The organism is Pseudarthrobacter sp. LMD1-1-1.1, from assembly GCF_040676255.1.
GTDB lineage: Bacteria > Actinomycetota > Actinomycetes > Actinomycetales > Micrococcaceae > Arthrobacter.
Window position 1 is genome coordinate 469670 of the sequence record NZ_JBEGHP010000001.1, and the last position, 12720, is coordinate 482389.

Here is a 12720-nt window from a genome sequence, read left to right on the forward strand (position 1 = left end):
GCCGTCGGACACCCGAACGGCTATGCGAACAGCCCGTCCCCAATGAATCCGCCGGGCTTCACCCCACCGGGAACGGCGAACAGCCCCGAACCCGTGTGCTTCAGGTACTCCACGGCCAGGGTGTCGGCCTTGGCCATTGCCATCTGCATGGGGACGTAGTGGCTCCGGGGATCGGTGACGAAGGCGATGAAGAACAGGCCGGCATCGAGGTGGCCTACGCCGTCGGAACCGTCCGTGTAGTTGTAGCCCCGGCGCAGCATCCGGACGCCGCTGTTCTGGCTCGGGTGGGCCATCCGCATGTGGGAATCGAGCGGAATCAGGGGTTTGCCGCCTTTGCCTTGCCGGGTGAAGTCGGGCTCGGTGAACTCCTCGCCGCCGGACAGGGGCGCGCCCGTGCCCTTGGTCCTGCCGATCAGGCCCTCCTGCTCGCCCAGCGACGTCCGGTCCCAGGTCTCGATGTGCATCCGGATCCGCCGCGCCACGAGGTAGCTGCCGCCCGCCAGCCAGGCATCTTCAGGCCGGCCGGCCGTGGCCCACACGTGCTGGTCCAGCAGCTGGTCGTCCTCGACCTTGAGGTTGTTGGTGCCGTCCTTGAAGCCGAAGAGGTTCCGAGGGGTCTGCTGGGCGCGGGTGGTGGATGAGGTCCGGCCGAATCCCAGCTGGGACCACCGCACCCGGACCTTTCCGAACCCGATCCTGGCCAGGTTCCGGATGGCGTGGACGGCAACCTGGGGGTCGTCGGCGCAGGCCTGGACCACCAGGTCGCCGCCGCTGCGGGCGGGGTCCAGGTCGTCGCCGGGGAAGTGCGGCAGGTCGATCAGGGCCTCGGGCCGCCGGCCGTCCAGGCCAAACCGGGGCACGCCGTCCTTCTCGAACAGGCCGGCGCCGAAGCCGAAGGTCAGGGTCAGCTTGCCCGCGTTGAGGTCCAGGGCCTCGCCGGTGTCCTCGGGCGGAGCGCCGTAGGGGCCATCCACCGCGCCGGTTGCGCCGGCCGGGCGGCCTTCGGTCAGGGCTTCGGCCGCGCGTGTCCAGTCCTTGAGCAGCTGGATGAGCTCGTCGCGTTTGGTGGTGGTGACGTCGAACGCGGCCATGTGCAGGCGGTCCTGGGCGGGGGTGGTGATGCCGGCCTGGTGGTCCCCGTGGAAGGGGACCACCGGACTGTCGGCGGCGGGAGGTGCCGCGGAGGCCGCCACCGCGTCGTGGCCAAGGAAGCCGGCCGCCAGTCCTGCCGCAGCCCCGCCCAGTCCGGCGATGCCAAACAGTCCGCGCCTGCTCAGACGTGCGCCCGCCGTCGGCCGTTCCCCTACGGCGGGGTCCAACGGTGCCTGGGCGGAAGCGGGCCCGGTGGTTGGCTCCGATGCCTCCGGCGCCCGGCCGCTGAACGGGCAGCCGGTCACAGGACCACCGCCGCCGTCAGCCGGGACAGGGGCTCCCCAAGGGCGTCCACCAGGGAGGCCAGCCGCTGGACCTGTTCCGGCGTCAGCTTGTCGTAGGAGGTGAAGGCGGCGCCTTGGGCATGGGTGGCGAGTTCGGCCTGCAGCGCGGCGAACTTCTCATCCAGCGATGCGGCCAGGGCGGCGTCCTTCTGCTGCAGGGCCGGCTTGAGGTTTTCGAACGCGATGCGGGCACCATCCACGTTCGCCTGGAAGTCCCAAAGGTCCGTGTGCGACCAGATTTCCTCTTCACCTGTCACTTTTCCGGTGGCAACTTCATCCAGGAGCTCCTTGGCGCCGTTGCCCAGCATGTCCGCGGAGATCTCCAGCGTGCGGGTGCGCTCAACGAGGTCCTTTGTGTCGGCCACCATGCGGTCGGCGATGGCTGAGCGCTCGGCGGCGGTCAACGCCGTGTAGCCGGCAGGCGGGAACAGGTCCTTCTCCGCGCGGTGCCACCCGGTCCACTCCTGGCCCGGCTCGAGATCGGCCTCGCGGGCGTCAAGCTGCGGGTCCAGGTCCCCGAAGGACTCGGCGACGGGCTCAATCCGCTCCCAGTGCTGGCGCGTTGCGGCGTACAGCCCGCGCGCCGTCGCCGCGTCACCGGCAGCGAAGGCCGCGGCGAACTGTTCGGTCCCGGTGAGCAGCTGTTCGCCCTGGTCCTTGACGTAGGACGCGTACTGCGTGGTGGCGGTGTCGAGGAGGTGCTGGAAATCCGCGTCCGCCGGCCGCTGGTTGCCGGACGGGGTGACCTCCAGCGCAGCCCTGATCCCGTCGCCTTCCATGCCGGGCTTGCACGCGGTGGTGTAGGTGCCGGCGGGTGCGGTCACCACCAGGTTGCGGCTCAGGCCCGGGCCGATGTTCTCCACCTCGCCAAGGATGCGCAGCCCGTCCGCGGCCAGCAGGTAGAACTCCGTGACCTCGGTGCCTTCATTCTTGACCGAGAACGTGAGGTTGCCGCTGGGTACGCTGGTGGCGGAGACCTTGCATTCGCTGTTCGAGCTGACGACGTCAATGGCGCCCCCGGCGGTGTCCGGGGCCTTGGTGTTGTCCGTGCAGCCCGTGAGGATCAACGGCACGGCGACGACGGCGGCGGCCAGGGAAGCTATCTTCGTCCCGGGGACGCGGGCGTTTTTGGGCAGGGTGAAGCCAGGCATGGGGATTCCTTTGGTGCGGGTGAGGGGGATTTAGGCGGCGGCTACGGCCTTGACGGCAGTGTTGTGGGAGCCGGCGGGGCCGGGCGGTGCTTTGCGGTTGATCCGGAGGTACAGGAACAGCACGGGCAGCACGTAGAGCAGCCAGGCTCCGGCTTCCAGCCAGGTGGTGGCGGGGGAGAAGTTGAGGGTGCCCTTGAGCAGGGTGCCGTACCAGGACGACGGCGGGACGGCGCCGCTGATGTCAAAGGCCAGGGAGTGCAGGCCCGGGAGCAGTCCGGCTTCCTGGAGGTCATGGATCCCGTAGGACAGGACGCCGCCGGCGATGATGATCAGGGCCGCGCCGGTCCAGGTGAAGAAACGCGAGAGGTTCACTTTCAGGATGCCCCGGTGCAGCAGGTAGCCGAAGCCGGCCGCGGCGGCCAGGCCCAGGAGGGCGCCGATGAGCGGCTGGGTGGATTCGCCCGTGGCCTTGGCTGCTGCCCAGAGGAAGAGGGCTGTTTCCAGGCCCTCGCGTCCCACCGCGATGGCGGCCACGACGGCCAGCCCCCAACCTGCTCCGCCCGCGGACCTGTCCACGCGGGATTTCAGGTCGCTGCCCAGGGTTCGTGCGGTGCGTGCCATCCAGAAGACCATCCACGTCACCAGGCCGACGGCGGCGATGGACAGGGTGCCGCCGATGGCCTCCTGCGCTTCGAAGGTGAGCCCTTTGGGGCCGAAGGTCAGCAGGGCGCCGAAGGCAACGGACACTGCAACGGCCGCTGCCACGCCCACCCACAACCGGGGAATGAGATGGCGGCGGTCCGTTTTGGCCAGGTAGGCCATGAGGAGGACCACCACCAGGGTGGCTTCGAGTCCTTCGCGCAGGCCGATCAGGAAGTTGGCAGTCATGGAGTGTTCTTTCGCTCAGGCTGCCCTTACTTAGGCAGGCCTAAGGAAGAGATTACCCGGCGCCGTCGATTACGCAAACTAAACGTGCCGTAATTGTCCCCAGGTTACCCTTCCGGGTCCCAAACGCCACGGCCCCAAGCGCCCTGGCAGCTCCGCGCTGCGTAAAGCAGGGGGAACATGCAGAAAGGCCGGCGCACCCGGAATGCGGGCTGCACCGGCCTCTAGGCGTGGCGTGTAACTATTTCCGCGTCGAAAACGACGGCGGCGGGTGACTAGCTGCGGAAGTTCACAAACTGCAGGTCTGCTTCCTCGAAGTCCTTCAGCAGCGCCATGGTGGCCTGCAGGTCGTCACGCGACTTGGAGGAAACACGCAGTTCGTCGCCCTGGATCTGCGACTTGACCGACTTGGGTGCTTCGTCGCGGATGAGCTTGTTGATCTTCTTGGCCAGGTCCTGGGCAATGCCTTCCTTGATGGAGGCCTCCAGGCGGTACTCCTTGCCCGAGGCGTAGGGTTCCCCCTCGTCCAGGGACTTCAGCGAGATGCCGCGCTTGATCAGCTTGGACTGGAAAACGTCCAGGACGGCCTTGACGCGCTCTTCCGAGTTGGCCTTCATGAGGATCTTCTCGCCGCTGAAGTCGATCTCGGCGCCCACGCCCTTGAAGTCATAGCGCTGGGCGATTTCCTTCTGGGACTGGTTGAGCGCGTTGGCCACTTCCTGCTTGTCCACTTTGCTTACGACGTCGAACGTTGACTCGCCTGCCATGACTCTCCTTTGTTGATGGGAGCCCCGTGCGGATACAGGGCCTGGATCACTGGCATCCAGCCTAATACGGATGGCCGGGCCGGTGGGGGCGGCGCATTCACAGTTCCCTCTCAGCGGACGCACCGGGGGAACGAAGGAGGGCTGGCGAGAGTTGGAGCAGTTGGACCGCAGTTGAAGGGAACACCATGCACCGCAAAGCCGCCCGTTACGTTACCCGGAGCACCAGTACGGCAGCAGGGGCGGTGGCTGCCGCAGCGTCCTCGGTGGCGGCGGCTGCAGTGGCGGCCTCAATTGTCTTCAGTCCCGTGGCGGATGCCTCGGCCCGGATGGACGGGGTCCGCGCCGACCTCCAGAGGGCTGTGCAGCTCAACCAGATCACCGAGGAGCAGGCGGTCAGCTTCGAAGCCAAGCTGGCGGGGCGGATCCTGGGGGAGGCTTAAGGGCCGAAATTCCCCGCCGTTTTGCTGGTTTTGCGGCCATGGAGGGCTCGATTCGATTCTTCGCCGGAAGTTCTGTAAAGTTGTCTTGCCCGCGGTTACTGAAGCGGGAAGGACCGGAAACGGACCCTTCCGCCCACTGCATCGGCGGGTACTTCTTTTGAAGTTCGGCAGATTACCCGAGCGGCCAAAGGGGGCTGACTGTAAATCAGCTGGCAACGCCTACGGGGGTTCGAATCCCTCATCTGCCACCCAATGAGAAGCCTCCGGAACCATCAGGTTCCGGAGGCTTTTTCGTTCCCGCCCCGAACGCGCCATCACTTCCCGTCCCAATCCCGGGGACGCGCGATCACGTCCCGTCCCGGATCCGGGGACGCGCGATCACTTCCCGTCCCAATCCCGGGGACGCGCGATCACGTCCGGTCCCGGATCCGGGGACGCGCGATCACGTCCGGTCCCGGATCCGGGGACGCGCCATCACTTCCCGCGTATCCCTCAGTCCGCAGGGCACGTGGCCGCGGCAGTATGTCGGCGCGCTTCACCAAATCTGATGGGGCATCGGCGCGGAAGCGGCGGGAGGTGATGGGGCGTTGGAAGGGAAGTGGCGGCAACGCTCCACCCGCCGTCGACACCATGTTGGTGCGGGCGTAATCTGGCAGCATCGGCGCAAGTGCTCCGATGCCCTGCGTCGATAATCCATCGATGAAGGAGGATTCAATGAGTGCTGTACGTGAATTCATGACCACTGACGCGCGGTGCGTCAGGGAAACAGAGTCACTGACGGACGCGGCCCGCATGATGATGGACCTCGACTGCGGAGCGCTTCCCATTTGCGGTGACGACGGCAAGCTGAAGGGCATGATCACTGACCGTGACATCGTGCTCAAGTGCGTTGCCGCCGGCCGCGACCCCGGCCAGATGATGGCCCGCGAGCTCGCTGCCGGCAAGCCGTTCTGCATCGACGCCGACGCCAACGTTGATGCAGCCATCGACATGATGGAGCAGCACCAGGTCCGCAGGCTTCCGGTGATCTCGGACCACAAACTGGTAGGCATCATCAGCCAGGGCGATATTGCCCGCAACTACTCCGAACAGCGCGTGGGCGAACTGGTGGAACACATTTCAGAACGCCACGGCGTGTAGCGTGCCACTGGCGCATCATTGGCTTGTCCGCGGATCCGGCCCTTGAAGGCCCGGACCCGCGGACAAGCTTATGAATTCCGGAATTTCAGTTCAGCGCGACCAGGAGCATGGTGCTGGTCCCCGGAATGCAGGTCTGCAGGATCGCCCGGGGAAAGCCGCCGAACACCGAGATGACGTCATTGGTGGTTCCGGGATTTGGCACTGTGCCGCGCCCGGTCACCGTGTACGTTCCGTAACCCGGGATGCTCACAGTCTCACCCACTCCGATTCCTGAGAACCGGGCCCAGCCACCGCAGAAATCGTGTTCGGTGATGAACAGGGAGTAGCCGTCATTGGGGGTGTAGTGGATGGGCCCGATGCAGGCGTCCACCATGGACTGGCCACCCGAACCGGCCACGTAGATGGTCCGGACGGCAGGAGCCGCCGGCGCAACGGCGGCCGGAGCGGATGCCTGAGCAGCAACCGGTGCCGCTGCGGGGGCGGGCGCGGCAGCCGGGGCAGGGGCAGGCTCGGCAACTGCGATCGGCGGGCCCGTCAACAGGAGCGTTTCGCCCGGGTAGATGAAGCTGTAGGCACTCAATCCGTTGGCCGCGAGCATGGCATTCATGTCCACGCCATGGCTGGCCGCGATCGCCCCAACGGTGTCGCCCGGGACCACCGTGTACAGGTTGGGGTCGCCGGCAGGTTCGGGGACCGATGCGGGCGCAGGCTCAGGTGCTGCGGGCGGCGGAGCCGGAGCCGGGTCGGCCGGTGGGGCCGGCGCTTCGGCGGCCGGAGCGGCCGCCTGCGCTGCCACTGCTTCCGCCGCGCCGGGAGCGGCTGCAGGAGGTGTTGGGGCGGCGCTGCTTGCCGACGGCGGCGGGGGTGCCTCTGCTACCTGCGCCGCCGCCGTCGTGCTCCCGTTGAGGGACGCGGGGGGCGCCGCCATGGCGCCGACGCCCACCGCCGCCACCACCGCTGCCGTGGCCATGCCGGCCCATAGTTTGTTGCTGATGACCGGCCGGCCGGTGGTGAGGTCGGTCCGGGGTTCGTCGGTGGCGAAGCTTCTGCTGGTGCCGTCGGGGGAGGGGAAGGAAGGCTGGTTCATGGGTTGCCCATCAGTGTTCGGTCCCGCCGGGGCGCTGCGTGCACACCAGGACGCTGGACGAAGCGAGATGTTATTGCGCCGCCGGCTCCGGCGGGTGCCGGAGTCGGAAGCGGCGCAGGTTGGAGGCATCCGCATACCCAGAAAATGCGGGGCTCCGCGTGACGGCAGGAGCTCCCGGAAGCCGCCCGGGGGACCTGCCAGTGCGTGTTGGTCCTAGGAATCCCGAGTCTAGGAATGGGGCAACGCAGGGGCACCAGTAGGGGTTACCCGATTTTGCTGGCCCGCTACTCGCCCGGAACGGGGTCGCTACTCGACGCCGGAACGTTGGATACTTGCCGTTAAAGGGGCCGGCGTTCCCGCAGTTCCGCGATCTCCCGCCGCAGCAGGGCGATCTCGCTGACCAGTTCGGCCACCTCGGCCCGCACCGGTTCCTCCACGGCCTCGGCCACCGTTTCGGCTGTGTCTTCCACCCTTTGGACCAGCCAGGAGGCGATGGACGCCGTCACCACACCGAGGACCGCGATCCCGCTCATCATGAGGGCGGTGGCCACCAGGCGGCCGATGGGCGTCACGGGGTACATGTCCCCGTAGCCCACGGTGGTGATGGTGGCGGTGGCCCACCACAGGGCGTCACCGAATGTGGTGATCTTGGCGTCGGGTGCCCACTGTTCCACGTCCAGCACGGCCAGGGCCCCCACGAAAACCAGCAACGCCGCGGACGCCGCCACGTAAGTGACCACCCGGCCGCGCAGCGTTTCGCCCACGGTCCGGTGCAGCACGGACAACAGCGTCACCAAGCGCAGCAGCCGCAGGGGCCGGAAGAACGGCAGGGCCACGATCACCAGCTCGTGCAGGTTCCGGACGAACCACTGCCTGCGGTTTTCCGCCAGCCACAGGTTTGCCGCGTAGTCCAGGACAAAGACGCACCAGGTGACCCACATGGCGCCCTCGAGCCAGTCCGCTCCTGTGCCTTCGATCCGGCCGATCACCTGCCAGGCGTACGCGGCCAGGAACACCAGGGCGGTAGCCATCAAAGGCCACTCCGCCAGGGCCCGGTAGCGTTGCTGCGTCATGCAGGAAATCCTACGGGGCGGGGGTACGGCCCGCCCTCCCGCAAAATGTTACCGGCGGGTAACATTGAGGCATGCACCAGCTCCTGAGAACCCTCCTTATGCTCTTCCGCTCCGGCCGCCGTCCGCCGTTGGCGATGTGGGACCCGTCGTCCCTGCCCCTGCGCGTCCTGCCCACGGACATCGACATCGCCATGCACGTCAACAACGGCATGTACCTGTCCCTGATGGACCTGGGCCGGTTCGACCTGATGGTGCGCAGCGGCGTCTGGAAGCGGATGCGCCGCCGCGGCTGGAGCCCGGTGGTGTCCGCGGAGACCATTTCCTTCCGCAAATCCCTGCAGCTGTGGCACGAGTACGCCATCGAGACCCGCATCATCGGGCTGGACACCAAGGCGATCTTCTTCGAGCAGCGCATGGTGTCCGACGGCGAAATCTACGCCCGTGCCTATATCGCCACCCGGCTGGTCACCAGGACGGGCCCGGTCAGCCAGGAAGACATCCTTGAGGAGTTCGGCGCCCCGCCGGCGGACCTGGTCCTTCCCGAATGGATCCACGAATGGCGGGCCTCAAGTGCCCTGCCCGGCAGCCGCACCCCGGCCCCGCATCTCTGGGATGCCACCGCCTGAACCCGGCGGCCGCCGTCGTCCTTCCCGGTATTCCCAATGACGCGGGGAGCGAACAACCGCGACAGTCCCCGGCCGGACGCGTACCGTGGACACATGGCTACCCTTGACATCACAGGTGAACAGTTCGCATCGACGATTGAAGGAAACGACATTGTCCTGGTCGATTTCTGGGCAGAATGGTGCGGCCCCTGCAAGCAGTTCGGCCCCACTTACTCGTCAGTCTCCGAGAAGCACCCGGACGTCCTCTTCACCAAGGTGGACACCGAAGCGGAGCAGCAGCTCGCGGCGGAGGCAGGCATAACCTCCATTCCCACGCTGATGGCCTTCCGTGAAAAGGTGCTGGTGTTCTCCCAGCCCGGCGCCCTCAATGCCCAGCAGCTTGAACAGGTGGTGGACGCCGTGAAGGCGCTGGACATGGACGAGGTCCACGCCCATGTGGCCAAGCAGCGCGAGGAAGCAGCAGCCGCCGCCGGCAAGCCTGCCGGCCAGAACGGTCCCCAGGACGGCACGCAGATCCCCGACTTCTAAAACCCAATAAACGCAGAATGCGGGACCTCCCACAGGAGGTCCCGCATTCTGCGTTTAACGGCTGCGCTAGACGCGTTCCACCTTGACCGGTTCGGCCAGCAGCGCGCTCAGCGATTCGTTCAGGTCCTGCACGGCGATGCCCTTGGAGTGCCTGTCCAAGTCCTCTTCGGAGGCCCACTGCTCGGTCAGGACCAGCTTCTCTTCAGTGGCTTCGGTCAGTTCGTACTGGATGCAGCCTGGCTCCTTCACCACCTCGTCGATGGCGATTTCCAGGGCCAGCTTGACGCGGTGGAACTCGCCGTCGTTGGGGATGAACGTTGCTATCAGGTCAATGGGTGCACTCATGGATTTCACAATACCGGGCGCCCGGGAACGAACCGGCAGTGTTGCGGTGCCGGCATGCTTCTCCTGCCGGGATCCTGTTGGTAGCGTGCCATCATGCGTGCTTATACAGCCGGGGACACTGACGTCCCGCTCCTGGAGGAAACCATCGGCGCGAACTTCGAGCGCGTCGCCGCGCAGTTTCCCCTCCACGACGCCCTCATCGAGGCCGCACCCGTGCCGGGCGCTGACGCCCGCCGCTGGAGCTACACCAAGATGAACGACGACGTCGACCGGCTGGCCCGCGCGCTCCTCGCCCTGGGCGTCGCCAAGGGGGAGAGGGTGGGCATCTGGAGCCCCAACTGCGCCGAGTGGACGCTGCTGCAGTACGCCACCGCCAAGATGGGTGCCATCCTGGTCAACGTCAACCCCGCGTACCGCAGCCACGAACTGGAGTTCGTGGTCAAGCAGAACGGCATGCGCATGCTGGTCACGGCGCCGTCGGACGCCAACAGCGACTACGTGGCCATGGGCCGCCAGGCCCTCCTTACCTGCCCGGACCTGCGGGAACTCGTCTTCCTGCCGGACCATGGCCTGGACGCGCTGAAAGCCGGCAGCCCCCAAAGCGACGCCGAACTCACGTACGCCGAGCTGCTCAAGCGCGCTGACGCCGTCGCGCATTCGCACCTTGTGGCCCGTATGGCCGAACTCAGCCCGCACGATCCCATCAACCTGCAGTACACCTCCGGAACCACCGGCTTCCCCAAGGGGGCCACGCTGACGCACCACAACATCCTGAACAACGGTTTTGCGATCGGCGAGCTGCTGGGCTACACCGAGCATGACCGCGTGGTGATCCCCGTGCCGTTCTACCACTGCTTCGGCATGGTGATTGGCAACCTCAACGCCCTCAGCCACGGCGCCGCCACCATCATCCCGGGCCGGGGCTTCTCACCCGCCGCCGCGCTCGAGGCCGTCCAGGACTTCCACGGCACCTCCCTGTACGGCGTGCCCACCATGTTCATCGCCGAGCTCGCACTGCCCGACTTCGGTTCCTACGATCTGTCCACGCTCCGCACAGGGGTCATGGCGGGTTCGCTGTGTCCCATCGAGGTGATGAACCGGGTCATCTCGGAAATGAACATGGTGGACGTGGCCATCTGCTACGGCATGACCGAGACCTCGCCGGTGTCCACCATGACCCGCAAGGGCGACACCCTGCAGCAGCGCACCGAGACCGTGGGCCGCACCATGCCGCAGCTGGAAAGCAAGATCGTGGATCCTGCCACCGGGGAGGACCTGGAACGCGGGCAGATCGGCGAACTCTGCACCCGCGGCTACGCCGTCATGGCCGGATACTGGAACCAGCCGGACAAGACCGCCGAGGCCATCGACGCAGAGGGCTGGATGCACACCGGGGACCTGGCCCGCATGGACGATGACGGCTATGTGGTGGTGGAGGGCCGCATCAAGGACATGGTGATCCGCGGCGGCGAAAACATCTACCCCCGCGAAATCGAGGAATTCCTCTACACCCACCCGGACATCCAGGACGTCCAGGTCATCGGGGTCCCGGATCAGCGGTATGGCGAGGAACTCATGGCCTGCATTATCCTCAAGCCGGGGGCCGGGCCCCTCGACGCCGGGGCCCTCGCAGAGTTCTGCCGCGGGCGGCTGGCCCACTACAAGATTCCCCGCTATGTGGAAGTTCGGGAGAGCTTCCCCATGACGGTTTCGGGGAAGATCCGCAAAGTCCAGATGCGCGAGGAGGCCGTGGCCCGGCTGGGCCTCTGACTACCCGGGCTGCTGCACCAGGTCGAAGCGGACTTCGCCCTCGCAGATGGAGGTGACCCGGACCGTGTAGCCGTCGAAGGATGCCTGCTGGCCGAGAGCGAGTCCGCGGAACTCTTTTGACGCAGGGCTGCCACCGGAAAGGAGGGCAACCGACAAGTCCGCGGTCACCGGGTCATTCTTCAGGTGCGTACTGGAAAGCCGGACCAGGGGTGGCTCCGCTGTGGAGGTTGCTGGAAGCAGCGGGAATGAGCCGTTGGCTGATGGGAACACCTTGTAGTTTCCAGTGCTGGTGCAGCTCGGACTGGAAGCGCTCCCTTGGCCTTTCGTGGCTACTGCCTGCGGCTTCGAATCAACCGTTGTTTCGGTCTGGGCACAGCCAGCGAGGGGCAGGGCCGAGGACAGGGCTGCCAGGACAAGGAGCCAGCCCCACGCCTCCGAATTTCTCGCCATGAGCCAGCCGGCCTCAGGATTTTCCATCGGGCTGCTGCACCAGATCGAAGCGGACTTCGCCGTCGCAGATCGAGGTGATCTTGATGGTGCAGCCGTTATGGGAAGCTTCGGAGCCGGGCTGCAGGCCATTGAAGTAGGCCGGAGTGGGATCAGGAGCATCGGCCGCCATGGACAAGTCGGCAGTTGCAGGGGAGGCAGCGGCCTTCGTGCCACCCAGCCCCACAGTCGGCGTGAACTTGTCGCGATGGCAGGAGCGGCCATCACCGCACTACGCAGTGCAGGCCTCGCGGGCCCTATGAATTACTGCCACGTCTTTCCCCCAGATCAGTCCCAGCCTCCAACACAGCCTATGGGACGGCGGACAAAGGCGGGATGGGGAGAACTGCCCTAGCCCTCCAAGGAGCCCCTGGAGGTGCGGCGTGATACCTGGATAACCGCAAGGGCAGCCAGCACGACTCCTGCCAGCCCTACCGCTGCCAAGAGTTGCCGGGAGGGGCCTTCAGGTGCCGTCAGGGCTCGGAGGGCACCTCGCCCGCCGCGTCCCCGGTCCGCGCTGGTGACTTCGTTGGCCGGGATATTCCACTCCTCCTGGGAGGGGAAGATTCCGGGTGGGAGCTGCACCTCGCGCAGTTCCCGCCGGGCGGCGAGCCGCTCGCGGACCTCCGGGTTCGGGGCCGGTTCCAGGTTGTCCGCGGCGATGGCCGTGGGGTAGTCGATGATGTAGGGCTCACCGTAAAACGCCGACGACGCCACGGACTCCACCCAGGTGCCGGGAGGCGGGGCGACGCCGCGCGCGGCAAAGGCTGTATGCAGCATGTCCCGGATTTCCTCGAGGCTCCTGCCTCCGGCGTCGCGCGACACGTCGAAGATGGCCAGCTGCAGCTTGAGCTTCTGCTCCGCGTCCGGGTCTTGGGCGTCCGGATCCAGGACCGCGGGATCCTGGGACGTCCCGGGCACAGCCTCGGCGTTTGGGTTGGTGCTGCCTGTTTCGGAGCTCATGGGATCCTTTCGGTCGAGGTTGC

The 12720-nt window shown here is 66.7% G+C and carries 15 protein-coding genes and 1 tRNA gene; 6 read left to right on the forward strand and 10 right to left on the reverse strand.

The features are described from left to right. Positions 1 to 20 precede the first annotated feature (20 nt). The 4 genes from efeB to MRBLMD1_RS02280 all read right to left on the reverse strand — a co-directional run bounded on the left by efeB (position 21) and on the right by MRBLMD1_RS02280 (position 4239). A complete protein-coding gene (efeB, locus tag MRBLMD1_RS02265) occupies positions 21 to 1397 on the reverse strand; it encodes an iron uptake transporter deferrochelatase/peroxidase subunit (RefSeq protein ID WP_414703655.1) in 1377 nt (458 codons plus the stop codon). After that, positions 1394 to 2587, reverse strand: coding sequence for an iron uptake system protein EfeO (gene efeO / locus MRBLMD1_RS02270; RefSeq protein ID WP_224026720.1), 1194 nt, complete (start codon positions 2585 to 2587; stop codon positions 1394 to 1396). Before efeO ends, efeB begins: the two co-directional genes overlap by 4 nt. A 30-nt stretch (positions 2588 to 2617) precedes the next feature. Continuing rightward, positions 2618 to 3475 (reverse strand): iron uptake transporter permease EfeU, encoded by an 858-nt coding sequence (gene efeU / locus MRBLMD1_RS02275; RefSeq protein WP_364397150.1) that lies wholly within the window; start codon positions 3473 to 3475, stop codon positions 2618 to 2620. Between the two features lie 272 nt (positions 3476 to 3747). After that, positions 3748 to 4239, reverse strand: a complete 492-nt coding sequence (locus tag MRBLMD1_RS02280; RefSeq protein ID WP_159631240.1) for a YajQ family cyclic di-GMP-binding protein — start codon at positions 4237 to 4239, stop codon at positions 3748 to 3750. Positions 4240 to 4424: 185 nt separating this feature from the next. Between MRBLMD1_RS02280 and MRBLMD1_RS02285 the strand changes: the two genes are divergently transcribed. The 3 genes from MRBLMD1_RS02285 (at position 4425) to MRBLMD1_RS02295 (ending at position 5819) form a co-directional block, all read left to right on the forward strand. Further along, a complete protein-coding gene (locus tag MRBLMD1_RS02285; protein WP_364397153.1) occupies positions 4425 to 4679 on the forward strand; it encodes a hypothetical protein in 255 nt (84 codons plus the stop codon). A gap of 166 nt (positions 4680 to 4845) precedes the next feature. After that, positions 4846 to 4927, forward strand: a tRNA-Tyr gene (locus MRBLMD1_RS02290). A 466-nt stretch (positions 4928 to 5393) separates the two neighbouring features. Then, a complete protein-coding gene (locus tag MRBLMD1_RS02295; RefSeq protein ID WP_159631244.1) occupies positions 5394 to 5819 on the forward strand; it encodes a CBS domain-containing protein in 426 nt (141 codons plus the stop codon). An 85-nt stretch (positions 5820 to 5904) separates the two neighbouring features. Here the strand turns inward: MRBLMD1_RS02295 and MRBLMD1_RS02300 are convergent, their stop codons facing one another. Both MRBLMD1_RS02300 and MRBLMD1_RS02305 read right to left on the reverse strand, forming a co-directional pair. Next, on the reverse strand, positions 5905 to 6906 hold the full coding sequence (locus MRBLMD1_RS02300; RefSeq protein WP_364397156.1) for a LysM peptidoglycan-binding domain-containing protein: 1002 nt from the start codon (positions 6904 to 6906) through the stop codon (positions 5905 to 5907). A 338-nt stretch (positions 6907 to 7244) separates the two neighbouring features. Further along, on the reverse strand, positions 7245 to 7979 hold the full coding sequence (locus MRBLMD1_RS02305; protein WP_224026715.1) for a potassium channel family protein: 735 nt from the start codon (positions 7977 to 7979) through the stop codon (positions 7245 to 7247). Between the two features lie 71 nt (positions 7980 to 8050). On the opposite strand from MRBLMD1_RS02305, the gene MRBLMD1_RS02310 reads away from it, so the two are divergent. Together MRBLMD1_RS02310 and MRBLMD1_RS02315 are read left to right on the forward strand one after the other, a co-directional pair. Next, positions 8051 to 8605, forward strand: coding sequence for an acyl-CoA thioesterase (locus tag MRBLMD1_RS02310; protein ID WP_364397160.1), 555 nt, complete (start codon positions 8051 to 8053; stop codon positions 8603 to 8605). Positions 8606 to 8698: 93 nt separating this feature from the next. Further along, positions 8699 to 9133, forward strand: coding sequence for a thioredoxin family protein (locus MRBLMD1_RS02315; protein ID WP_159631251.1), 435 nt, complete (start codon positions 8699 to 8701; stop codon positions 9131 to 9133). A gap of 66 nt (positions 9134 to 9199) precedes the next feature. On the opposite strand, the gene MRBLMD1_RS02320 is transcribed toward MRBLMD1_RS02315, so the two are convergent. Further along, positions 9200 to 9478 carry a putative quinol monooxygenase gene (locus MRBLMD1_RS02320; RefSeq protein WP_159631253.1) on the reverse strand — a complete coding sequence of 93 codons (279 nt, stop codon included), beginning with the start codon at positions 9476 to 9478 and terminating at the stop codon, positions 9200 to 9202. A gap of 93 nt (positions 9479 to 9571) precedes the next feature. On the opposite strand from MRBLMD1_RS02320, the gene MRBLMD1_RS02325 reads away from it, so the two are divergent. Next, the gene (locus MRBLMD1_RS02325) at positions 9572 to 11248 is read left to right on the forward strand and encodes an AMP-binding protein (RefSeq protein ID WP_159631255.1); all 1677 of its coding nucleotides are present in this window, start codon (positions 9572 to 9574) and stop codon (positions 11246 to 11248) included. On the opposite strand, the gene MRBLMD1_RS02330 is transcribed toward MRBLMD1_RS02325, so the two are convergent. The 3 genes from MRBLMD1_RS02330 to MRBLMD1_RS02340 all read right to left on the reverse strand — a co-directional run bounded on the left by MRBLMD1_RS02330 (position 11249) and on the right by MRBLMD1_RS02340 (position 12697). Then, positions 11249 to 11725 (reverse strand): hypothetical protein, encoded by a 477-nt coding sequence (locus MRBLMD1_RS02330; protein ID WP_364397164.1) that lies wholly within the window; start codon positions 11723 to 11725, stop codon positions 11249 to 11251. After that, entirely contained in the window at positions 11712 to 11867 is a 156-nt protein-coding gene (locus tag MRBLMD1_RS02335; RefSeq protein WP_364397166.1) for a hypothetical protein, read from the reverse strand. Before MRBLMD1_RS02335 ends, MRBLMD1_RS02330 begins: the two co-directional genes overlap by 14 nt. Positions 11868 to 12085: 218 nt before the next feature. Beyond that, positions 12086 to 12697, reverse strand: coding sequence for a hypothetical protein (locus MRBLMD1_RS02340; RefSeq protein ID WP_159631259.1), 612 nt, complete (start codon positions 12695 to 12697; stop codon positions 12086 to 12088). Between the last annotated feature and the right edge of the window lie 23 nt (positions 12698 to 12720).